Origin of the sequence: Pseudolysobacter antarcticus (genome assembly GCF_004168365.1) — a bacterium.
GTDB lineage: Bacteria > Pseudomonadota > Gammaproteobacteria > Xanthomonadales > Rhodanobacteraceae > Pseudolysobacter > Pseudolysobacter antarcticus.
In genome coordinates, this window is record NZ_CP035704.1 from 1012026 (window position 1) to 1034762 (window position 22737).

24 protein-coding genes are annotated in these 22737 nt (G+C 58.6%); 16 read left to right on the forward strand and 8 right to left on the reverse strand.

Annotated features, from left to right (window positions below; translation table 11 throughout):
- The first annotated feature begins 5 nt into the window (after window positions 1–5).
- The 8 genes from ELE36_RS04335 (at window position 6) to ELE36_RS04370 (ending at window position 9104) form a co-directional block, all read left to right on the forward strand.
- Window positions 6–239: a hypothetical protein gene (locus tag ELE36_RS04335; protein WP_129831923.1), complete on the forward strand. Its 234-nt coding sequence runs from the start codon at window positions 6–8 to the stop codon at window positions 237–239.
- 95 nt (window positions 240–334) lie between these two features.
- Entirely contained in the window at window positions 335–1105 is a 771-nt protein-coding gene (gene sufC, locus ELE36_RS04340; RefSeq protein ID WP_129831924.1) for a Fe-S cluster assembly ATPase SufC, read from the forward strand.
- Window positions 1102–2421 carry a Fe-S cluster assembly protein SufD gene (gene sufD, locus ELE36_RS04345; RefSeq protein WP_129831925.1) on the forward strand — a complete coding sequence of 440 codons (1320 nt, stop codon included), beginning with the start codon at window positions 1102–1104 and terminating at the stop codon, window positions 2419–2421. Before sufC ends, sufD begins: the two co-directional genes overlap by 4 nt.
- Window positions 2418–3668 carry a cysteine desulfurase gene (locus tag ELE36_RS04350; RefSeq protein WP_129831926.1) on the forward strand — a complete coding sequence of 417 codons (1251 nt, stop codon included), beginning with the start codon at window positions 2418–2420 and terminating at the stop codon, window positions 3666–3668. The genes sufD and ELE36_RS04350 overlap by 4 nt, the downstream gene beginning before the upstream one ends.
- A gap of 96 nt (window positions 3669–3764) precedes the next feature.
- Window positions 3765–4238 (forward strand): Fe-S cluster assembly sulfur transfer protein SufU, encoded by a 474-nt coding sequence (gene sufU / locus ELE36_RS04355; protein ID WP_129831927.1) that lies wholly within the window; start codon window positions 3765–3767, stop codon window positions 4236–4238.
- Window positions 4235–4789: a GNAT family N-acetyltransferase gene (locus tag ELE36_RS04360; RefSeq protein WP_242512361.1), complete on the forward strand. Its 555-nt coding sequence runs from the start codon at window positions 4235–4237 to the stop codon at window positions 4787–4789. The genes sufU and ELE36_RS04360 overlap by 4 nt, the downstream gene beginning before the upstream one ends.
- Window positions 4790–5079: 290 nt before the next feature.
- Entirely contained in the window at window positions 5080–8247 is a 3168-nt protein-coding gene (locus ELE36_RS04365) for a hypothetical protein (protein WP_129831929.1), read from the forward strand.
- 101 nt (window positions 8248–8348) lie between these two features.
- Complete coding sequence (locus ELE36_RS04370) at window positions 8349–9104, forward strand: hypothetical protein (RefSeq protein ID WP_129831930.1); 756 nt, start codon at window positions 8349–8351, stop codon at window positions 9102–9104.
- 62 nt (window positions 9105–9166) lie between these two features.
- On the opposite strand, the gene ELE36_RS20935 is transcribed toward ELE36_RS04370, so the two are convergent.
- Window positions 9167–9400 carry a darcynin family protein gene (locus ELE36_RS20935; RefSeq protein WP_129831931.1) on the reverse strand — a complete coding sequence of 78 codons (234 nt, stop codon included), beginning with the start codon at window positions 9398–9400 and terminating at the stop codon, window positions 9167–9169.
- Window positions 9400–10053: a signal peptidase I gene (gene lepB, locus ELE36_RS04380; protein ID WP_242512362.1), complete on the reverse strand. Its 654-nt coding sequence runs from the start codon at window positions 10051–10053 to the stop codon at window positions 9400–9402. Before lepB ends, ELE36_RS20935 begins: the two co-directional genes overlap by 1 nt.
- Window positions 10054–10421: 368 nt before the next feature.
- On the opposite strand from lepB, the gene ELE36_RS04385 reads away from it, so the two are divergent.
- Genes ELE36_RS04385 through ELE36_RS04405 form a run of 5 tightly spaced genes read left to right on the forward strand, consistent with a single transcriptional unit; the run spans window position 10422 to window position 14982 of the window.
- The gene (locus ELE36_RS04385) at window positions 10422–11660 is read left to right on the forward strand and encodes a cytochrome-c peroxidase (protein WP_129831932.1); all 1239 of its coding nucleotides are present in this window, start codon (window positions 10422–10424) and stop codon (window positions 11658–11660) included.
- 28 nt (window positions 11661–11688) lie between these two features.
- On the forward strand, window positions 11689–13059 hold the full coding sequence (locus tag ELE36_RS04390) for a hypothetical protein (protein WP_129831933.1): 1371 nt from the start codon (window positions 11689–11691) through the stop codon (window positions 13057–13059).
- A 27-nt stretch (window positions 13060–13086) separates the two neighbouring features.
- The gene (locus tag ELE36_RS04395; protein WP_129831934.1) at window positions 13087–13635 is read left to right on the forward strand and encodes an FMN-binding protein; all 549 of its coding nucleotides are present in this window, start codon (window positions 13087–13089) and stop codon (window positions 13633–13635) included.
- A gap of 4 nt (window positions 13636–13639) precedes the next feature.
- A complete protein-coding gene (locus tag ELE36_RS04400; RefSeq protein ID WP_207215857.1) occupies window positions 13640–14506 on the forward strand; it encodes an FAD:protein FMN transferase in 867 nt (288 codons plus the stop codon).
- On the forward strand, window positions 14503–14982 hold the full coding sequence (locus tag ELE36_RS04405; RefSeq protein ID WP_129831935.1) for a hypothetical protein: 480 nt from the start codon (window positions 14503–14505) through the stop codon (window positions 14980–14982). The genes ELE36_RS04400 and ELE36_RS04405 overlap by 4 nt, the downstream gene beginning before the upstream one ends.
- Before the next feature lie 15 nt (window positions 14983–14997).
- On the opposite strand, the gene ELE36_RS04410 is transcribed toward ELE36_RS04405, so the two are convergent.
- The 3 genes from ELE36_RS04410 to ELE36_RS04420 are packed head-to-tail and all read right to left on the reverse strand — an operon-like array spanning window position 14998 to window position 17088.
- Window positions 14998–15645, reverse strand: a complete 648-nt coding sequence (locus ELE36_RS04410) for a HutD/Ves family protein (protein ID WP_242512363.1) — start codon at window positions 15643–15645, stop codon at window positions 14998–15000.
- A gap of 13 nt (window positions 15646–15658) precedes the next feature.
- The gene (locus tag ELE36_RS04415; protein WP_129831936.1) at window positions 15659–16120 is read right to left on the reverse strand and encodes an SET domain-containing protein; all 462 of its coding nucleotides are present in this window, start codon (window positions 16118–16120) and stop codon (window positions 15659–15661) included.
- A 29-nt stretch (window positions 16121–16149) separates the two neighbouring features.
- Window positions 16150–17088, reverse strand: a complete 939-nt coding sequence (locus ELE36_RS04420; RefSeq protein WP_129831937.1) for a transcriptional regulator GcvA — start codon at window positions 17086–17088, stop codon at window positions 16150–16152.
- 118 nt (window positions 17089–17206) lie between these two features.
- Here ELE36_RS04420 and ELE36_RS04425 point away from each other — a divergent pair, with 118 nt between their 5' ends.
- The 3 genes from ELE36_RS04425 (at window position 17207) to lpxO (ending at window position 20306) form a co-directional block, all read left to right on the forward strand.
- Entirely contained in the window at window positions 17207–17806 is a 600-nt protein-coding gene (locus ELE36_RS04425) for a LysE family translocator (RefSeq protein ID WP_129831938.1), read from the forward strand.
- Between the two features lie 83 nt (window positions 17807–17889).
- Entirely contained in the window at window positions 17890–19368 is a 1479-nt protein-coding gene (locus tag ELE36_RS04430) for a M20 family metallopeptidase (protein ID WP_129831939.1), read from the forward strand.
- A 35-nt stretch (window positions 19369–19403) separates the two neighbouring features.
- Window positions 19404–20306: a lipid A hydroxylase LpxO gene (lpxO, locus tag ELE36_RS04435; protein ID WP_129831940.1), complete on the forward strand. Its 903-nt coding sequence runs from the start codon at window positions 19404–19406 to the stop codon at window positions 20304–20306.
- 159 nt (window positions 20307–20465) lie between these two features.
- On the opposite strand, the gene ELE36_RS04440 is transcribed toward lpxO, so the two are convergent.
- The 3 genes from ELE36_RS04440 to ELE36_RS04450 all read right to left on the reverse strand — a co-directional run bounded on the left by ELE36_RS04440 (window position 20466) and on the right by ELE36_RS04450 (window position 22519).
- Window positions 20466–20885, reverse strand: coding sequence for a hypothetical protein (locus tag ELE36_RS04440; RefSeq protein WP_207215858.1), 420 nt, complete (start codon window positions 20883–20885; stop codon window positions 20466–20468).
- A 332-nt stretch (window positions 20886–21217) separates the two neighbouring features.
- Window positions 21218–21754, reverse strand: coding sequence for a DUF2058 domain-containing protein (locus ELE36_RS04445; RefSeq protein WP_129831941.1), 537 nt, complete (start codon window positions 21752–21754; stop codon window positions 21218–21220).
- A 63-nt stretch (window positions 21755–21817) separates the two neighbouring features.
- Window positions 21818–22519, reverse strand: a complete 702-nt coding sequence (locus ELE36_RS04450) for a ribonuclease T2 family protein (RefSeq protein WP_165371472.1) — start codon at window positions 22517–22519, stop codon at window positions 21818–21820.
- Window positions 22520–22737 lie beyond the last annotated feature (218 nt).

Here is a 22737-nt window from a genome sequence, read left to right on the forward strand (position 1 = left end):
TGACGATGACCTCATCCGAACCATTGGATTTGGCCGGCCTTTTTGCGGACGGCCCGATTGAGCGTGTTGCTGCGAAATATCGCTTCGGCGAAGAGCCGAGTGAGGTTGAACTATGGAGTCGGTTCAGTGCGGAGCAGCGTTTGGCGGCGCTCATCGCGCTGCGCGCGCGTCATCTGATGTGGAAATATGGCATTGAACCGAGACTTGAAAGAGTTCTTGCAATTACTCGACAAGCATGAGGTCGCATTCATGCTGGTCGGCGCGCACGCATTTGATGGATGTCGATGAATTCGAGCGCGCCGAACGCAACAAAATCAAGGAAAGTGGTTAACTTATGTTGAAAATCGAAAACCTCCACGTCCGTGTTGCGGGCAAGGAAATCCTCAAAGGCCTTTCGCTGACGGTGAATGCGGGTGAAGTGCACGCGATCATGGGGCCGAATGGTGCGGGCAAATCCACGCTCGGCAATATCCTCGCTGGTCGCGAGGGTTACGAAGTCACACAGGGCTCGGTCGAATATTTCGGCAAGAATCTGCTTGAGCTCGAACCCGAAGAACGCGCCGCTGTGGGCATGTTTCTGGCGTTCCAGTATCCGGTTGAAATTCCGGGTGTGAACAACACGTATTTCCTGCGCGCGGCGTTCAATGCGCAGCGCAAAAAACGCGGCGAAGAAGAACTCGACTCGATGCAGTTTCTCAAGCGCGTGCGCGAAAAACTCAAGGTACTGCATCTCAAGGACGAACTGCTGCGTCGCGCGGTCAATGAAGGTTTTTCCGGGGGTGAAAAAAAACGTAACGAGATTTTCCAGATGGCGGTGCTCGAACCGAAACTCGCGGTGCTCGATGAAACCGATTCCGGCCTCGATATCGATGCGCTGAAAATGGTCGCGGATGGCGTGAACCAGCTGCGTTCGCCGGATCGCGCCTTCATTGTGATTACGCATTATCAGCGCCTGCTCGACTACATCGTGCCGGATTTTGTGCATGTGCTGGCCGATGGCAAGATCGTGCAGAGCGGCGACAAAACCCTCGCGCTGAAACTCGAAGAGCAAGGTTACGCGTGGTTGCAACAGCGCAAGCTCGCGGATACCGCGGCCACGCCATGAGTGTTTTCGTGCAATCGCTACTGGATGCTTTTGCGGCTGACAAGACGTCGCAGCCGGGGCGTGGAATCGCGTGGCTGAATGCGGCGCGCCACGATAATTTGCAAGCGGTCGCTAAAAGCGGTTTGCCGACGACGCACAATGAAACGTGGAAATACACGGCGCTGCGCGCGCTCGATCAGCGAGCATTTGCATCGCGCGATACGCAAGCGGTGCAACACGCGATCGATCCTGCCGAGCTTGCCTTGCCCGGTTTGGATGGTGCGCGTCTGGTTTTTGTGAATGGCTCGTTTCGCGCTGATCTTTCCCGGCTCGCCGACTTGCCGCAAGGCTTGGATGTGCAGCCGCTCAGCGCGCTGTTGCAAGGTGATGCCGAGCCGCTGCGTTTTTTTCTTGGGCGCAATTTCACGAATAATGCCGAGAGTTTTGCGCGTCTGAACGCGGCGTTCGCGCGCGATGGTGCGGTAGTGCGAGTTGCGGCGGGCGCGCAAATCATGACGCCGCTGCATCTGGTCTTTATCGGTGCGCCTGCTGCTGCGGATATTGCCTGGCACGTGCGCAATATTTTTGAACTCGGCGAAGGCGCGCGACTCGATATCGTCGAACATCATCTCGGCGCTGCAACACATGCCAATCTGGGTAATGTCTTTGCCGAATATCGTCTGCGCGAAAATGCGACGCTGAATCTGCTGCGTATGCAGAACGAAGGCGAACAAGCCAGCCTGATCCAGCGCAGCGAATTTTCGCTCGCGAAACATGCGCGCTTGCAGTTGAATAATCTCGATCTTGGAACGGCATTGGCGCGTCACGATTTGCGTATCGATCTGGTTGGCGATCACGCGTTAGCATCGGTGCGTGGCGTGTTCGTGCTGGACAAACGCCAGCATGTCGACAACCAGCTCAGCGTCGATCATCGCGCGTTGAATACGCGTTGTGATTTGTTCTGGCGCGGTGTTGCCGATGGCCGCGCGCGCGGTGTGTTCAATGGTGCAATCACCATCCACGCCGGCGCCGATGGCGCCGATGCGCGACTCAGCAACAAGAACCTGCTGCTGTCGGCACAGGCCGAAATCGATACCAAACCCGTGCTCGAAATTTATGCTGACGAAGTGCAAGCCAGTCACGGTGCGACTGTCGGCCAGCTCGACGAAAGCGCGCTGTTTTATCTGCGCTCGCGTGGTCTGCCGCTGGCCCAGGCGCGCGTGCTTTTGATCCAGGCATTTTGCGCGCAAGCCCTGGCGCAGATCGAGCCGGCAGTGTTGCGCGAACATGTGACCCAGCTGTTGCAGGCGCGTTTGCCGCAGGCCGCGCACCCATGAGTGCGATCATTCGTTCCACCGCTGTTGCCGAGTTCGATGTGCAGCGTTATCGCGCCGATTTCCCGGCGTTGCAGCGTCAAGTGCACGGCAAGCCGCTGGTATATTTCGACAACGCCAATACCGCACAAAAACCGCTGGGCGTGATCGAGGCAGTGGATGGTTATTACCGCCGCCACAACGCCAATGTTTCACGCGCGGTGCATACGCTCGGCAGCGAGGCGACGGCGTTGTACGAAGCGACACGCGACAAGTTGCGCGCGTTCATCAATGCGCCGTCGCGCGATGAGGTAATTTTCACGCGCGGCACGACTGAGTCGATCAATCTCGTGGCGTATTCGTGGGCGTTGCCGCGGCTGCAACCCGGTGATGAGATCCTGCTGACGCAGATGGAGCATCACGCCAACATCGTGCCGTGGCAGCTGGTCTGCGAACGTACTGGCGCGAAGATCAAAGTCGCGCCGATCAGCGCATCGGGCGAACTGCTGCTCGATCAGCTCGATGCGCTGCTTACGCCGCACGTGAAACTGCTCGCGCTGACGCACGTGTCGAATGTGCTCGGCACGGTCAATCCGATCGCGCGCATCACCGCGATGGCGCGCGCGCGCGGCATTCCGGTGCTTGTTGATGGCTCGCAGGCAGCGCCGCATTTGCGCATCGATGTACAAGCGCTCGGCTGCGATTTCTACGCGATTACCGGACACAAGATGTTCGGCCCGACCGGCACCGGCATGCTCTGGGCGAAGCGTGCGATTCTCGATTCGATGCCGCCGTTCATGGGCGGTGGCGAGATGATCAAGCAGGTCACGTTCGACAAAACCATCTTCAATGAGTTGCCGTACAAGTTCGAGGCCGGCACACCGAATATCGCCGGTGTGATTGGGCTCGGAGCGGCGATCGACTACATCAATGCGCTCGGCATCGAAACCATTCGTGCCGTCGAAAACGATTTGCTCGGTTACGCCACTGAGCAACTGAATACGATTCCTGGCATGCGCATTTTCGGCACGGCACCCGGCAAGGCGGCGGTGATTTCATTCCTGATCGAAGGCGTGCACGCGCACGATCTCGCGACGATTCTCGATACCGATGGCGTGGCCGTACGTTCGGGGCATCATTGCGCGCATCCGTTGATGCAGTTCTTCGGTGTGGCTGCGACCGCTCGCGCATCGCTCGCGTTCTACAACACGCGCGACGAGATCGATATTTTCATCACCGCGCTGCTGCGTGCGCGCAACATGCTGTTGTAGCTGTGCGTGCTGGCGAAGCCCGAATAATTCCGGACTCGCCCGCAATGAAAAACTGCCATTGAATTTTCTTCCGGCATCGCAGATAAACTAGGCGCCATGTCCGTCGCCAATCTCTATCAACAAATCGTGCTCGATCATCATCGCGCGCCGCGTCATTACGGAGCGTTGCTGCAGGCGACGCACAATGCCGTCGGTCACAACCCATTGTGTGGCGATCATGTGCGCATCGAATTGCGCATCGATGAGGATGTGCTGCGCGACATCTCCTTCAGCGGCGAATCCTGCGCGATCACCACGGCGACCGCATCAATGATGAGCGAACGTGTAATCGGTCTGCGCCGCGAGCAAATAGAAACGCTGTTCGTAGATTTCGATGCATCGCTGCGCGCCGGCCCTGGTGCGAGCGCCTCCGGCGATCTCGGCGATCTCGGCGAGCTCGAAGCGCTGGGCGAATTACGTCGTTATCCGGCACGCTTGAAATGTGCGTTGCTGCCGTGGGCGACGTTGCTCGCGGCGTGGGACAAGCACCCATCCATCACCACCGAAACTGCGGAGTCACCAACACCGTGAGCGACACTTTGAATTTCCGTAACGCCACCGCTGCCGATGTCGATGCCATCGTTGCCTTGGTCGAATCCGCCTATCGCGGCGACAGCAGTCGCCAGGGCTGGACTACCGAAGCCAACATACTCGACGGACAACGCACCGATGCCGCCGACGTCGCTCGTCTGATCGCACACGAGCACAGTCGCGTGTTGTTGCTCACGCATAGCAGCGGCGAACTGCGCGCGTGCGCGCATATCGAGCGGCAGAATGATGCGTGCTATTTCGGCATGTTTTCAGTCAACCCGACCGAACAGGGCAGCGGTATCGGTCGCGCGATGCTGGCCGAGGGTGAACGTATCGCGCGCAATGATTGGCAGTGTTGCGACATGCAGATGACAGTGATTTCGATTCGCGACGAACTGATCGCGTGGTACGAACGTCGGGGTTATCAACGCACTGGCATCTTCAAACCGTTTCCTTACGGCGATGCCCGTTTCGGCTTGCCCAAGCGCGATGATTTGCGCTTCGAGATTTTGTCCAAGCGACTGTTCGCAGCTCAGGCTTCAGTCGGTTAATGTGCGACAACGCCATTTGTCAAAACAAAGCAGCTTACATTCCTGAAAAAATCTTAACTGATGTAAAAATACTGGATGCGGCAAAAAAGGCCGCTGGACGGATTGCCAGTTGTTACAACTTCGCATATAACGGATAGCTGCGGATTCAGGAATTTTTCAGGAAGCCTCGTTTTCGCACCCAGAGATCCTCAACACCATCCATTCAACGATGGATTGCCAACGTTGCAGGAGCTTCCGCAGGTGCCGGCTAATTGCCCCAAAATTTGTTTACCAATTTCACGAGGTTCATCATGCTCTCGTTGTCCCGTCGTATCGCCATCTTTTATCAACACTCACGCGTAAGATCTTCAGCCCTGCTGGCGTGTGCGTCACTCGCGGTATTCGCTGCTCCAGTCTTCGCCGCGCAGCCGGTGCCGCAGAATCTCGGCAACGGTCTCGACAAGATCGTCGCCAGCAATGTTGCCGTCGCTGGCCTGAAAGGCGCGGCCTTGCAGGCTGCGGCGCCGTATCAAGGGTTCGTCACCGAACAGGCACAAAGCATGGATGCGTTGGCGATCAAGGACGCCAACGGTCGTTACCTGGTACGCGTGAATCCGTCGCCAAACAAAAGCGCAGCAGCACTCACCAGCTCGCTGCCGAGCCAGATCGCCTCACTCGAAGTGACTGCGGTGGACAACAGCTATCGTCACGTCGGCGTCTTCAATGCTTGGGTCGCGCCGGCTGACGTTGCCGCGCTAGCTAACTCCACCGGCGTGCGTTCGGTCATTCTAGAGCTGCAGCCGCGTCATGCACACTCCTCGACGCCGAACAATGCCCAAGCGGCAGCGCCTGAGCCTGGCGCTGTCATTGGCGGTACCTATAAGCGTCTTGGTACTACGTTCGATCAGGGCGTGTTCCAGCACGGTATCGACAAGATCAACCAGTACTACAACCCTGCGGCGACTGCCGACTGGGAAGGCCAGGGCATGAGCATCGGCTTCATCTCGAATAGCTACAACGCGCACACGACTAGTGTGCAGACGGGCTTGCCAGATCCGCATCCCGCGTCGATCGACGTCACCAACTTCGACCTGCCGGGCGATCCGTCCAACCCGGTCAACACCCAGCCGGTCGTGGTGCTGCAGGATGATCTTTCCGACGGCACAAGCGACGATGAAGGTCGCGGCATGATCCAGATCGGTTACAAAATGGCGCCGAAAGCCCAGCTTGCATTCGCTACGGCAAATACCGGTGAAGTGGGTTTTGCTAACAATATCCGCTCGCTCGCCGGCATTCCGGCCAACCTGTATCCGGGCCAGACTTTCGCTGCCGATACCATCTGCGATGACGTTGGCTACTTCGATGAACCGTACTTTCAGGACGGCATCATCGGTGCGGGCGTCAATGATGCGGTTGCCTTCGGTGTGAGCTATTTCTCATCGGCTGCGAACGATATCGGCACCAACGGCTACGATTCCGAACTGCGCTGGGTCGGCAACGGCACGGGCAATACCTCAGCGACCAATACCGCACTGGTTGGCTCCAACATTAACCTGGCAACCATACCGACCGGCTTATACGCCGGCGGCTTCCACAACTTCAATCCGGTCCCAGGCGCACTGGACATTGCCCAGACGGTAAATGTTATCGGTCAGACCAACAATTCGCCGACCGTACTGCAGTGGAATGATCCTTACGATCAGAACACCGCGCCGAACTTCACCGCAACGCTGTTGACGGCGCCCGGTGATATCGAAGATCCGAGCACCTCAGCGAGTCAGACGTTCAACGTCACGGCCTCGATCACTGCGGGCAGCCTGATCGAAGTCGATTCGACCGCAAACGCCGGCAGTACCTTCGATTCGATCGTTACCGTGAAGGATCCAAGCGGCAACGTCGTGATCGGACCGCAAGACACGGGTACCGATGAAATTGTGCGTTTCTTTGCACCCGTTACCGGCACAGGTTATAGCGTCGTGGTGTCGCATTACGCGGCTGCTATCGGCACCTACACCGTGACCGTGCGCACCGCCTCGGGCTTCACCGGCAACAGCATTTCTACCGACGTCAACCTGCTTGTGTTCGACATGAACGGCAACTATCTGCCGAACAGCTCGCTGGTCAGTAACAACTTCGCCACCAACGAGCCGATCGAAATCGGTGTGACGCCGCGTCTGACCGGCACGACTCCGGCTCAGACTCAGGTGCAATACGTGATCGCTCGTGCCAATGTGGCTCCAAATGGTGGCCCAACGCATGTGCGGTATTTGATCCCGGGCAATGGTGCGACTGGCATCGGGCCGGCGGAGTATTTCACCTACAACACCGTTACCACGTCTGGCCACGCCATGGCAGTCGGCACCAACGGTATGGCGGCCTATAGTGTGTTCCGTCCGTCGTTGCCGGAAATCTTCACCTCACCAGGTCCGGTGCGGATCTATTTCGATGCCAACGGCAACTTCATGCCGCTGCCCGAAATCCGTCGCGAACCGCGTCTTGCGGCGGCCGATGCCGGTAACGTTTCGTCAAACATGAACGTCTACTTTGTCGGTGACTCAGGCTCTGACAGCGACACCAACGGCAACTTCTCCGGTACCAGTGCGGCGGGTCCGCATGCGGCGGCCATCGGTGCCCTGGTATTGCAGGCGCATGGCGGTCATCACAGCCTGACGCCGACGCAGATGACCACGTTGCTTGAGCACAATACCTTCAGCCATGACCTCGATCCGTCATACGCCAGTGGTTTCGCAACCACCAGCAGCGGTGAGACCATCCGGATTGTGGTCGGCAGTGATGGTAGCGGCACGGCTGGAACCGGCACAGGTTCACAGGACGCCAACGCGATCTCGGTAAGCTACATCGGAGCAGGCAATCTGACCGCGCTGAAGTTCAACCCGGATGCGACGGCTGCAACGGGCGGCCACGTGACGGGCGGCAACAACGGCTATGCCGACGTGACTCCGGCCACCACACCACCGACCGTGACCTACTTCGAGAACAGCTACCCTGGGCTGTCGTTCCTGCCGGCGGTCAAGGCATTCACCGTGGGCAGTGCCTCAAGCGTGCTGGCGGCCTCGGTGACTGCTGTGGCCTATACCAACCTCGCGCCGCTGCCTTCGAACGGCACAAACCAGTGGTGGACGATGGGGCTGACCTTCGACAGCAGCTTCACCAGTGGCAAGGTTCTGCGTTACACCGTGGCGCGTGGCCCGAACCATTCGTCGTCGGTTACAGGTACAGTTCCTGGTACTGGCCCGACTGGCGGCACGCAGAGTTCCGGTTACCTCGGTGACCTGTTCGGCGGCGGTGTATCGCTCCCGACTGGCACGATCAACCCGAACGGCATGACGTTCTCGGGTACGACCTCGACCGGCACCTTCAGTGGCGTGATGCGCAACCGAATCGGTGCGGGTTACAGCCCGGTTGACGGTTATGGCTTCATCAACGCAGCACAGGCCGTGGGAGCTCCGGTGCAATGAGCGCACAGACGATGAATCAAACCCAGGTGCGCGGCGTCGGCGAATTCGCTGCGCCAGATCGTGAATCCAATACATGCGGGGATAAAGTTATGCGGAATGTGATGAAGAATCGACTGTTGCCGGCAGCGCTGTTGTTCGCACTGTTTGCGCCAGTTCTGGCAGGGGCCGCGGGGTCTGTGCCTAGTGCGCTCACCAACACGTGCATCGGCCAGAACTTCGACGGCGTAACACCGCCGGCCTTGCCCTCCGGCTGGACATCGACGGTGGTCGGCGCTCCGACGACTGCGCCGTTCATTACCCGTGCCGTGGGCTATAGCGATACCGGCCCGAATGCTGCGTTTCTCGATGACACGCTCGATTACGCCGATGTCAGCTTGTATTCCACGACGTTCGCAGTGAACTCGACCGATATCCCCTACGTGAATTTCCGCCACAGCTATTATCTGTGGACGCCGGATGCAAGCCCGACCAACAACGGCGCCTACAATGGCGGCGTGCTCGAAATTTCCATCAATGGCGGGCCTTACACCGACTTGGTGGCCGCGGGCGGATCGTTCTATGCGGGTGGCTATAATTCGCATCTCGATCCGGGTTTCCCCAACCCGATCGATCAACCGGCCTCGACCCGCGCGGTATGGAGTGGCAATTCGGGTGGTTTCATCACCACGACCGCCATCATTCCACCGTCGGCAGTTGGTGGTACCGTCAAGTTTCGCTGGCGCTTGGGTACGGCAGGTGGTTCACGCAGCTACGATACGCACTCGGGCTGGTGGATCGATTCGATTCAAACGCAAGCGTTGAACACCATCGGTGACTACATCTTCACCGACGGCTTCGAAGGTGGAAATTGCCACTGATCGTTTCGCCATGCGTTAAGTAAAAAAAGGCTCGCCCAAAAGGCGAGTCTTTTTTTTGCGCTTCAGGCAGCCAGTGGCGCGCGGTGGTAATTTTTCGCGCGCGCGTATTTCCCGCCCGGAAGAATCTCGACGATCGCAAAATAACGATCCCTGAACGGCGTCTCGCGTCGGTCTTTCACGAGCAATTCGTAGGCGTGATGATCGCGCCAGCGGCACGCATCATCGCAAGGTGTGCAGCGAAATAAGCGCTGCTTAGCCGCATCCCAATGCGGATCTGGGCGCATCTTGAAACGCATTACAGCGTGTGGAAAAACCGATCCTTGCGCGGCAAATAATAATTGTCGTAGTTGAATGACAGCACCACGCGTTCGGTTCTGCCGACGATTTCTGCTCGCGGCACGAATCCGATGAATCGACTGTCTTCGCTGTTGTCGCGATTGTCACCCAGCATCAGATACTGGCCGTCCGGCACAGTGACCGGGCCGTAGCTGCTGTAGCGACTGATACCGCTCGGCGCGAGCTTGATCCGATGCGACACACCGCCGAAAGTTTCCTGCGCGACGATGCCATCGGCCAGATGCTCGACGTTCGAATATTGCGCCTCGACACCATTCACGATCAGCCGATTGTCGCGCAGCGCCACCACGTCGCCGGGCAGTCCGATGAGACGCTTCACGAGCTTCATGTCGAGCACGTGCGAATCGAAGATCACAATATCGCCGCGCTGCGGTTCGGCAAAGTCGTACACGCTGGTGTGGGTTAGCGGAATCTTGAGATCGTAGGCGAGCTTGTTGACGAGGATGCGATCGCCCTCGACGATGGTCGGCTGCATCGAGCCGGACGGCACCGTGTTCCAGTCGGCGAACGAGCTGCGGAACACGATCATCAGCACTAGGAACAAACCCATCCCGCGATAATTTTTCACGAAATCCACGATCTCTTTTTTCACACGATCTCTCCCGAGTCGAAACAAAACCACGTTGGCGCAACGTCGTTTGCAATGAGATTGCGGATATACCTGACCCGCGACTCCGCGCTTGGTTCAAAACCAATCGCAGCATGGGTTTTCTTGCGGCGTTTTTCCACATGTTCGTCGCGCTGGTTCGCTATCGGAAAAACGGTAAATCTGTGTTCATCCTCCGAAATAAAGGGCATATGAAGTGACGGCGGGGTAACGCGCCAGTATTGTCAACCACAATAAGAATCGTTATCATTTGCACTACTGGATTGAGTCTGAATATCTACTCAGACTGGCCGCAACAAATGACCGAACGATCACGGTTGAGGCAGTAGTCATTGCGTTCCGGGGCTGGGTTCATGCATTTGAAATCATTTCACCACACACGTGCGTTGCGCCGCGCGCACAATATTTTCGCGTGTTGTTTGCTTGCGTTTGCGAGCATCGCTCTTGCGCAGGCCCAATCAACCACGCCGCCAGCAACGCCCGTGGCGCTGGGCAAGGCGATTTTCTTCGATCCGTCGCTGTCGGTGTCGGGCAAGATGTCCTGCGCGACGTGTCACGATCCTGCTCACGCGCATGCGCAAAGCAATGCGCTCGCGGTGCAGTCCGGTGGCGCGTTTCTCGACGTGCCGGGATTTCGCGCAGTGCCTTCGCTGCGTTATCTGAATCTCGGTATCGCGTTCCATTTCGAGAGCGACGGCACACCGGCCGGCGGTTTTAATCGCGACGGTCGCGCCAACAGTTTGCTGGAACAGGCCGAGCGGCCGTTGCTGGCGCCACACGAAATGGCCAACGGCACCCACGCCGAGACCGTGGCGCGATTGGCCAACGCTAGCTACGCCGATGACTTTCGTCGTGTGTTCGGCAACAACGTGTTCGATGATATCGACGGCGCATTTTTCCGCATGCAGTTTGCGCTGGAAAAATACGAAGCGACCGATCCGGGTTTCCATCCGTTCGATTCCAAATACGATTATTTCCTGGCCGGCAAGGTGAAACTTTCGGCGCAGGAGCTGCGTGGGTTTTCGCTGTTCAATCGTCCCGACAAGGGCAAGTGCCTGGGTTGTCATCCGAGCACTCGCGGCAGTGATGGTTCGCCACCGGTTTTCACCGACTACACCTACGACAATCTCGGCTTGCCGCGTAATACCGCCATCGCTGCGAATGCCGATGCTGCCTATTACGACCTGGGTTTGTGTGGCCCGTTCCGCGCCGATCTGGCTGATCACACCGATCTGTGCGGCGCGTTCAAGGTGCCGACTCTGCGCAATGTCGCCACGCGCCAGGTGTTTTTCCACAATGGCAGTTTCACGACCTTGACCGATGCGATCCGTTTCTACGTGCGTCGCGATACCAACCCGGAGCAGTTCTATCCGCTCGATGCGAATGGCGTCGCGCAGAAGTTCAACGATCTGCCGGTCGAGTTCCACAAAAACGTCAATACCAGCGAAGTGCCGTACGACCGTCATCCGGGCGAAGCGCCGCGTTTGAACGAAGACGAAATCGCCGATCTGGTGGTGTTCCTGCAAACCCTCACCGACGGGTACGACGCGCTGAGCAACACCGCCGATCCCGCGCGCAGTCTGAACAAATAAAGCCATCAAAATTTTCGGAGATACATCGATGCGCGCTGCTTTTTCAATCAGTCCCGTAGCACTGGCCATCACTCTTGCGCTCGGTCTCGCCGCGTTGCCCGCCGCGTACGCCGCTGATAACGACGAAGCGGCTTTGCGTGCCGAGGTTGCCGAGCTGCGCGCGCAGTTGGTCGAACTCAAGCATGAAGTTCAACAGATGCATGCGGCACCGGCGGCGGTCGCTCCTGCCGTTGCAGCCACAGCATCAGCTGCGCCCGCATCTGTAGCGACCTTGCCAGCGAATGCCGATGCTGCATCGCTGCCGGGCGCGGCGCCGATGCAGAGCAGCATTCTCAACACGGCGGCTTCGGCCACCACGCTATACGGTTATGGCGAAATGAATTACACGCGTCCGACCAAGGACAAATCCGCCACGCAGGCCGATCTGGCGCGCGCGGTGTTCGGCTTCATCCATGCGTTCGACGAGAACACGCGCATCGTCAGCGAATTCGAGTGGGAGCACGCAGTGGCGTCTGCCGACGATCAAGGCGAAGCCGAAGTCGAGCAGCTCTACATTGAACATCAATTGCAACCGAACTACGGCGTGCGCGCGGGCCTCATGCTGATTCCGCTCGGCTTGCTCAACGAGCATCACGAGCCGACCAATTATTACGGCGTGTATCGCAACTTCGTCGAGACCGCGATCATTCCATCGACCTGGCGCGAAGGCGGCGTGTCGCTTTACGGCAATACCGAATTCGGCCTGAATTGGAGCACCGGCGTGACTACCGGTCCAGATCTGAGTCGTTGGGATCCGACCTCGCCTGAAGGCCGCGAATCGCCGCTCGGTAGCATCCACCAGGAGCTGCAATTGGCGAAGGCGCGCGATCCTTCGGTATTCGCCGCAGCGAACTGGCAAGGCATTCCGGGATTGACCGTCGGCGGCGGCGTATTTACCGGCAAGATCGGTCAGGGCCAGCCGGGTTTCCTTGCGAACAACGCGCGTCTTTTGCTCGGCGAAGGCCACGTCCGTTGGCAGACCGGTCCGTTCGATTTGTCGGCTTTGTATACACGCGGCACGATCAGCGACACCGAGAATCTCAACCTCACGTTTATCGGCAATCCGACGCCGGTGCCGAAATCTTTCTGGGGTGGTTATGTGCAGGGCGCGTGGCGCGCATGGGAGCATGACGGTTCGGCGATTGCGCCGTTCGTACGTTACGAGGAATACAACACCGCCGCATCGTACGAAGCGATTCCGCTCGGCTTGGGCGTCGATCCGCTTGTGACGTCCAAACTGTGGACCGCGGGCGTGAACTACTGGCTCAATCCGAACGTGGTGTTCAAGGCCGACTACCAGCAGTTCCGCAACGAATCGGATCGCAATCGATTTGATCTCGGCGTCGGCTTCCAGTTCTAATTGCGATTTGTTTGACGGAGTGATTGCATGCAACTGCGTTGGTTGATTCCGCTCGGTGCCGCTGCCGCGTTGCCTGCCTACCACGCGGCTTACGCGGTGCAATACCTGAGTGTCGAGCAGGCGCAGCGTGCGGCGTTTGCGCAGGCCGACGGTTTTGTCGATGTGCCGCTGGCATTGACCGAAGCGCAGCGGCGCGCGCTTGATCAAGGCGAAGCGGCATTGTCGATTTCCGCGCCGAAAATCTGGCAGGCGCGAGCGGGTCAGAAAAACCTCGGCTGGCTGATCGTCGATCAGGTGATCGGCAAGGCCGAGGCGATCAGTTACGCGCTCGCGCTGGATGCTGATGGCAAGATCATCGCGCTTGATGTGCTCGAATATCGCGAGACGCATGGTGCGGAAATTCGCTTGCCGGCGTGGCGCAAACAGTTCCTCGGCAAGACCGCGCAGTATCCGCTGCGGCTCGATAACGATATCCGCAATATCTCTGGCGCTACCTTGTCGTGTCGCCACCTCACCGACGGTGTGCGCCGACTCGTGCAGCTTTACGCGCAAGTGCTCAAGCCGACCTCGGGCTGAGATCGTGCAACTGCTGCGCGCGCGGCCGTGGCTCGGCACGTTGGTCGAAATCCGCGTCGATGGTTTGGCCGAAGCCGATGCTGTTGCAGCCACTGATGCCGCGTTTGCCGAGATTGCGACGATCCATCGCTGCATGAGTTTTCACGAGCCCGACAGCGATCTCGCGCGTCTGCATCGCGCGCGCGCCGGCAGCGCGGTGCAAGTCGATCCGCATACCTGGAACGTGCTGCAAACCGCGTTGGTTTTCGCCGAGGAATCGCGCGGATGTTTTGATCCGACCATCGCCGCACAATTGGTCGCGTGGAATTTTCTGCCGCGTCCGCGAGATAGCGGCGAACCCGATCCGGCGGCGAGCTGGTCCAATATCGAATTGCTGCCTGAGTCGCAGGTTCGCTTGCATCGTGCGTTGTGGATCGATCTCGGTGGCATTGCCAAAGGTTATGCGGTGGATTGTGCGATCCGCATTTTGCGCAATGCGGGTGCGACGGCGGGTGGTGTCAACGCCGGTGGCGATCTCGCGGTGTTTGGCGCAGCCGCGCAAACGGTGCATGTGCGTGATCCACGCGCGCCGCAAAACACGTTGCCGTTGCTCGAACTGCGCGATGCCGCGGTCGCGACCAGTGCCGGATATTTCGAGCGCCGCCGTGCCGCAACCGGCTGGCTCGGCCCGCATGTTCACGGCAAGCGCCGCGGCGCGGTCGGCACGCACAGTTCGGTCAGCGTGATCGCACCGAGTTGCATGCATGCCGATGCACTGACCAAGATCGTGCTGGCCGATGCGCGTATTGCCGCGAAACTGTTGCCACGCTACGGCGCGCAGGTTTGCCGCTACGATTCGCAGCGCGGATGGCGTACTCTGCGCGGCGAATGAAACTGCGCACAATCATCGTCCATCGCCAGACCGCACGCTTGTCGAAGCGTCGCGAATATCTGGTCTACGCCATCCTCGGCGGCACGTGGCTGTCGGGCTCGATCTGGCTGATTCTGCATTTTTATCTGCGCGAAAAAACCGAGTTCGGTCTCCTGCCGCATCCGCTGGAAGCGTGGGTTTTGCGCGTGCATGGCGCGTTCGCGTTCGCCGCGTTGTGGCTCGGTGGGCTGTTGTGGGCGGCGCACATTCCTGCCGCATGGGCGTTGCGGCGGCATCGCACCACCGGCATCACGGTTGTCAGTCTGTTTGCCGTACTCGGGCTGTCGGGATATCTGCTGTATTACCTCGGCGACGAAGGCTGGCGCGATATTGCTTCATTGGTACATTGGCTGATCGGTTTGTTTGGCCTCATCGCATTGCCGCTGCATTCTCTGCGTGCGCGCAACCGTCGGCGCGGCCAGCGCGCAGGCGAATGATCGCCATCGCGTGGACTATTTTTCCGGCGAATCCGAAGGCCGCGAATGCGGATGCAACGACAGCCCGCGCGATGAAATATCCGTCGCTGCATTCGCGGTAATGCGAGTGAATTTGACCACGAGCAAATCGCCACCGCCATCGAGCAATCGGTGACCGCTGTGCGGCGATAACCACAAGCTGTCGCCGGTTTCGAGCGGCTTCGTCAGACCCGCGACTTTTGCGCTGCCAGCAAGCATGTGGATCAGCCATTCGCTGTGCGCACTGGCATGGAACCACATCGCGCCGACCAGCGGACGATGCAGCAATTCGGCGCTGACGATGCCGCGCCGGGTCATCACATTGAAGTCGCGCGTCGGACCATTGAGCAACCGGCACGTCGCCTGCCATTCGCCGGCAAACTGCGCAGGTCGATCTCGCTCGTGCAAGATCACGCTCGGTGCTTGGTCGAAGGTCAGTTCAATGCCCGCACCGTGCAATACCAACAGCGTGCGATCGAATCCTGGAAAAGCCGAGAACGCGCAATCGTTTTCGATCTCGGCGATGCTCACGCGCCAGTCGTAATCCGCTATTGCATCGGCGGGAGAAACAGCGATTTCGGTGGTCCAGCCGAGACCGTTTTTCCAGCGCATGCGGCGATAGTCGGCGGTGGTCAACAGGCGCATCGGCTCGACTCTTTCAACGCAGCAATTCGGACAATTGTCGTGTGGAATGACCGAGGCTTTCGGCCCAGCTATAGCCGATGATTTTTTCGCCGCTCAGCGCATCGCGAAAGTCTTCTTCCTGTCCGGGTGCGAGCAGGTGGCGATAATCCACCGTAATTTCGGTACCGATCGGCAATACCTGCATCGCGAACACAAAACCGAGATGCCAGAGTCCGCTCGGAGCGAAAGCATGGTTGATGTAACACTCATCCGGCCAGTCGTCGCTGATGGTGTAGTAATCCTGAAACCAGCGCACCGTCGCCGGCAATAATTCGGCTGCGTTCGGCAATGCGTTGACTTCGTCCCAGCGGTAGACCCGGCGGATATCGTCCGGCGCGGTGATCAGCGCGCCACGCGCCACCGGCTCATCCAGAAACAAGCCTTTGCCGGCACCCGGAATCAGTGACGGCGCGATGTGGTAGTGGGGCAAGATCATGCAAGGCTCGTAGAATGCGGCGGCAAAGTCTAACGCAAAGCGTGCTGAGGATTCTTGGGTAGATCCAGCGCAACCGCATCGATGCTGGCCTGTACCTCGGCGAACAACCACGCACTGAAAGCCTCGATACGCGGTTTTTCGGCTGCCGATTTCGGATACACCAGCCAGTAGCTGAAATCATTCGCCAACCGTTGCGCGAACGGTTTGACCAATCGCCCCGCGGCAATGTCATCAGCGGCAAGAAATAAGCGCCCGAGTGCGATGCCATGACCGTCGATCGCCGCCTGCAGCACCAGGCTCGAATCGCTGAAACCCGGGCCGCTGCGTAAAGCCGGATCGCCGCCATCGAACGTTTCGAGCCAACGCGGCCATTGATCCTGCGGCTGGTCATGCAGCAAGGTGTGCAGACGCAAATCGGATAACTCGCGCAGCGGCGGCGATCCGTCGAGCAATCGCGGACTGCATAACGGTGATAGATTTTCGTGTGCGATCAGATCAGCGCGCAGCCCGGGCCAGCGGCCCAGACCGAGGCGTATGCCGATGTCGAATTCGCCGCTGGAAAAATCATGTAGCGCCTGCGCGCTGGTCACATGCAAATCGATGTTCGGATGTACGGCCTGGAAACGTCCAAGCCGTGGCATCAACCATTTTGTTGCGAATGACGGCAGCGCGGTGATGCGCAACGGCCCTGCCAAAGTCGCGGCGCTCAAGCGTTCCGTCGCGTTGGCCAGAGCATCGAACGCCTTGCTTAGCGGCGGCAAATAATTCTTGCCATCGCTGGTCAAGGTCAGCGCATGGCCGCTGCGCTCGAACAGTTTCAGGCCGAGCCAATCCTCCAATTGTTTTACCTGATGGCTGATCGCGGCCTGGGTCACATGCAGCTCGTTCGCGGCGCGCGTGAAACTGCGATGCCTTGCGGCGGCTTCAAACGCGCGCAGTGCGGTGAGAGGTGGCAGTCGGCGCGCCATTCGATCAGATTTTCTAATGGAGTTGATGAGAATACATCGTTTTGCGCAGCACCGAAAACCCGGCCTAATCCAATCCACAAACCGATGTCGTATTTGAAAAATTGCCGAGGGCGGGAACATGATCGAACTGAAAATCTGGGGACTGATTCTGAGCTTTGCGATACCGATGATCCTCAGTCCCGGACCCGGCAATACGATTCTGGCTGCCGCCGGCGGTAAATTCGGCGTGCGCGGCACGCTGCCGTTCTGGCTCGGATTCGAATCCGGAAATTTTTTATGGTGCCTCGTCTACGGCTTCGGCCTGAGCCAGATCGTCAAGGCACATCCGTTCGCTTACGAGGTCTTGAAATGGGGCGGCACGTTATACATCTTGTATCTGGCGTGGTGTTTTTTCCGCTCATCGGCAATGGCCGAGCAGCAGGAATTGAAACCGCTGAGTTTCTTCGACGGCTTTGCGTCGTTATCGCTGAATCCGAAAGTGCATTCGATGATCCTCGTGATGTTTTCGCAGTTCCTCAATCCGGCGTTGCCGCTGGTTGCGCAGGTGACGCAGATGGCGCTGGTGTTTGTCCTCGTCGGATTCGTCTGCCATTTCGTCTGGATTTATTGCGGGCAAGTATTGTTCAGCCGGATCAAGAGTCAGGCGGCGATGCGTGCGCAAGGCATCGCGTTCGGCATCTGCATGATCCTGGTCGCGGCCTTCGTCGCATTTTCGTGAGCGAGCGACGGGCGGCATACAGCCCGCAGCCGACGCGTTAAACTAGTTGTCTAAACCAAATAACCGATTCAACCGAGGTGCTTGTGGATACCAGTCGCGTGCGTGATTTTGTTGCCGATCTGTGGGATAGCCAGATCGTTCCGGAGTTGGTCGAGTACATCAAGATTCCAAACAAGTCGCCGATGTTCGACGCGCAATGGGTCGAGCACGGCTTCATGGAGCAGGCTGCTACACAGCTGGCGACGTGGGCAAAAAAGCAGCCGATCAAGGACATGCAACTTGAAATTGTGCGGCTGCCCGGCCGCACGCCGCTGATCTTCATGGATATCCCCGGCACCGGCGATGATTGCGTATTGCTGTACGGTCATCTCGACAAACAACCGGAAATGACCGGCTGGGCCGAACATCTCGGGCCGTGGCAGCCGGTGATCGAAGGCGACAAATTGTTTGGTCGTGGTGGCGCGGACGACGGTTACGCCATCTTCGGGTCGCTCGCCGCGATCGCCGCTCTGCAGGCGCAAGGCGTGGCACATTCGCGCTGCGTCGTGTTGATCGAGGCGTGCGAAGAATCTGGCAGTTACGATTTGCCGTTTTACGTCGACCATCTGGCCGCGCGCATTGGCAAACCATCGCTGGTGGTGTGTCTGGACTCGGGCTGCGGCAACTACGATCAGCTCTGGCTCACGACCAGCCTGCGCGGCATGACCGGCGGCAATCTGCGCGTCGAAGTGCTGACCGAGGGCGTGCATTCGGGCGATGCTTCGGGCGTGGTCGCATCGAGCTTTCGCATCCTGCGGCAACTGCTGTCGCGACTGGAGGACGAGAACACTGGCAAGATTCGCCTCGACGATTTTTACGTTGAGATTCCGCCGCAACGGATCGAACAGGCGCGGCGTTCCGGTGAGGTGCTCGGCGATGCGGTATTCGCGAAATTCCCGTTCGTCGATGGCATGCAGCCGATGTCGAACGATCTCGCCGAACTCGTGTTGAATCGCACGTGGCGTCCGGCGCTGTCGGTGACCGGCCTTGATGGCATGCCGCCGTTGTCGAGCGCGGGCAATGTGTTGCGTCCGTTCACGGCGGTGAAGCTCAGCCTGCGTTTGCCGCCGACCTTGGATGGCGTCCCGGCCGGCGAGCGCTTGAAAGCGCTGCTCGAAAAAGATCCGCCCTACGGCTGCCACGTCAGTTTCGATCTGGAAAAAGCGGCGACCGGCTGGAATGCACCAGCGCTTTCGCCGTGGCTCGAAGCCGCGGTCGATGCGGCGTCGCGTGAATTTTACGGAGCACCCGCGGCCTACATGGGCGAGGGCGGATCGATTCCGTTCATGGGCATGCTCGGCGAGAAATTTCCGGGCGCGCAGTTCCTCATCACCGGCGTGCTTGGACCACATTCCAACGCGCATGGGCCGAACGAATTTCTGCATATCCCGACCGGCAAACGCGTATCGATGTGCGTGGCCAAGGTGATCGCCGAGCATCACGTCGCAAGCCAGCAAGGGCTGACGCAAGGTGCTGCAGTGGCGCCAGGACATGGCAATCATGGCGATCACGGTTGCTGTTGAGCGGGGTTTGATGTCGCGCGTGCGATAATGCCGCCATGAAATGGATCGTGCTCGGATTGTTTATTGCCTCGGTGTTGTACATCCACCTGCGCGGGCGCGTGCGCCACAGGTTTTGGCGGCAGATGTCTGATCATTCCAGTTTCATGGCGCCGATCAACGTGTTCATGTACGCGTTGTCGAAAGTGCCGACCACGCCGTATGTGAGCACCGATCCGTTTCCGGAATTGCAGGTGCTGCAACAGAACTGGCAGATGATTCGCGACGAAGCGATCAACCTGCGCGAAGCCGGGCGAATTCGCGCGGCGGAGCAATTCAACGACGCCGGTTTCAACTCGTTCTTCAAGTTTGGCTGGAAGCGTTTTTACCTGAAATGGTACGACGACAGTCATCCCTCGGCGTTGGCTCATTGTCCGCGCACAACGGCGCTATTGCGCACGATTCCCACAGTTAAGGCCGCGATGTTCGCCGAGTTGCCGCCGGGCGGGCGCCTGACCAAACATCGTGATCCGTATGCCGGTTCCCTGCGCTTTCATCTGGGCTTGCTCACGCCGAACGACGAGCGCTGTTTCATCAACGTCGACGGCGAGCCGTACCACTGGCGCGACGGCGAAGGCGTGATGTTTGATGAAACCTATATTCACTTCGCCGAAAACCGCACCGAGCACGATCGCATCATCCTGTTCTGCGATGTCGAGCGGCCGATGAAATATCGCTGGGCGCAGGTCGTGAATCAGTTCATCGCACGGCATCTACTTGCCTCTGCCACATCGCCGAACATGGATGGCGATCAGACTGGCGGTTTCAACAAGGCGTTCAAGTATTTGTACTCTGTGCGCCTGGTCGGCAAAAGGCTCAAGGAGCGCAACGTCTACGCCTACTACGCAGTGAAGTGGTCGTTGTTCGGTGGCATCGCAGTGGGATTGTTTCTGCTGATCTGATCGGTCGATCGCGATCAATGCAGGTGTGCGGATTTTGCGTCGCATAAGCCACAAAAAAGCCGGCTAGGCGCCGGCTTTTTTTGATCAAATTGCTTTAGCTACGAGCGCGTCATTCGACCGAGGCGTTGGTTCAGCGCCACTACCCATCGTCGAGATGGATCAGGCAACCGCACGATCATTCTGTTCGCCGGCCATCCAGCGATCCGAGGCCTTGACTGCAGGCATGCTTTCCTTGAGGACACGCAAGGTGCGCATGAGCTGGCGATGCAACGTTTGCGTCGCGCCGGAGGCTGAATCCTTGGTCTCGAAGAACGTTACGGTGAGCCAGAGCGCAATGCCGCGCAGCTTGACGTGACGATTATCCGATTTGACGCGGCTGAAACCGATCTCGGAACCTTTGCCCGCAGTGTCACTGCCTGGTTGTTCCGGAACGGCGAGATACAAATGTGGTGACTCCGCGGCGAGCGCGAATTCCTTGGCCACGAGCGCCGACAATTCGCGTCGTGTAACCACCGGAAGGGTGTCGATATTGCGTTGGATTTCACGAAACTGGCGGTTCAATTGCAGCGTGCGGCTCATCGAACGGCTCAAAGCGACTAATCGAGTGACAATCTGCATGATCTTCTTCTGTCGTGATGGGTTGCACAGAAAGTAGACCTAACGCCCTGTTCGCTAGTCTTCTTCGTTACGGCTCGTAACTTACACTTTACGTCACAAGTTGACAAGAGGCGTCACAAACTTACCCATGGTTCCAGAAATTGCACGCGTCTTTTTGCGCCAACAGCATCACGAAATTTGTTCCGTGAGACCGGCTGACAATTCGTAACTTCCGGCGCTAGCGGGTATTTCTCACACGTCCAGCGCTGGATTTTGCGTGGCTGACAGCCACCTAAGCCGCCAGACAGGCACGTCTACCAGATCAAATCGTCAGGTACCGGGAAATCCTTGTACGGATCGTCTTCGCTGGTCGCCGCCGCTACCTGAGCGTGATCGAGCACGATCATCGTCGCATCGCGCTCGCGGATTTTTTCCGCGGCACTTCGCGGCACGATTTCGTAACCGTCGCCATGCCGCACGATCAGCAAACGGCCGCTGGCGAGCTGCGCGCGCTGTCCGCTATCGACCAGCACGTTGCGGATCTTGTGATGGTCGCTGAACGCATAGGCGATTTCGCCGCCGCGCGGCAATTTGTGGGCATCGACAATCTGGCGAATTTGCGCGCGCATCTCGTGCTCATGTGCCTGCGCTTTTTGTTGTGCCGCGAGTGCGCGATCGCGTTCGGCGCGTTCGGCTAGCGCGTGCTGCGCATCGACTTGCGCGGCGCTGGGTGCGGCCTGACCTTTCGGCTGGCGTTTTTGCGCGAGCATTTGTTCGTGCGCCACGGCTTTGGCTTTGTTCTTGTCGATCAGGCCGGCTTTCACTAGTTGTTGTTGCAGAAGATTGCGCATGAAAAACTCTTGTCGTGTAGTTCGCCAACACGTGGCGTATGGCGTTCGGGATTGTGTTGCGGTCTAGTTTGTGCGCGTACCGCCGCGCGCCAACGGAATGCGCAATGCGCCGGACGGACATTGCGTTGTCACGCCCTTGCCGCAGGTCTGCAGGTGCAGATCCTTGTCCATGCAGATACGCACTTCGGACAATTCGTTACGACTGCAGGTGACCGCGAGCATGCTGTCATCCATACCGGGATTGGCCGCGATAAACGCCTGTGCGACATCCTTGGCACTCAGTTGTGCAGCGCTTTGCGGAGCCGCGAAAGCGCCCGGAATTTTTACGCTGGCGAAAGCGCGATCTGCCAATGCGAAATATTCCGTGGGACTCATGCCCGTGCACGCGCCATGCGTTTCCCATTCGTGTTGCACCAGATGACGGCTGGGCATGAACGCGAGTGTGTGCAGGATCGTCGCATCGTCCGGCTGCTGATTCGCCGCGCAATGTTGCGGACCGTAGCCGCGCAGATATTGCGGCCAGACGCCATGCAAGACGAAACCGAATCCACGTCCGCCGCACTGTTCTTTTTCATCGCGATGCGTTTCGCAAAAGCTCGGCGACCACGACAGCGAGACGAGGTAATAATCGAATTCGCCGATGCTGGCGTTCTCATGAGTACGCGAATGGCTGCGCGCAGCGGCCGCCGATATCACGAGGGTGGTCGCTGCCAGAAAAACCAACAGCAACAGCGCGCGCAAATTCGCAATCTTGGTCGATACCATCATGTTCTCCAGAGTCGTGCGGCGGGCAGTTGCAGCAGTGCAGATGCCAATATGTAGCCCGCATTATGCTATGAAACCGCGGCTGACAATTGTCTACGCATCGCTCGAAATACAGCGACAACGGCAACGGCAACGTTCGATTTTCATTCATATGCAATCCTTGCGGACGTGACGGTCCACGTCTCACCACCTCATATTGCTGCAGTGTTACGCTGATG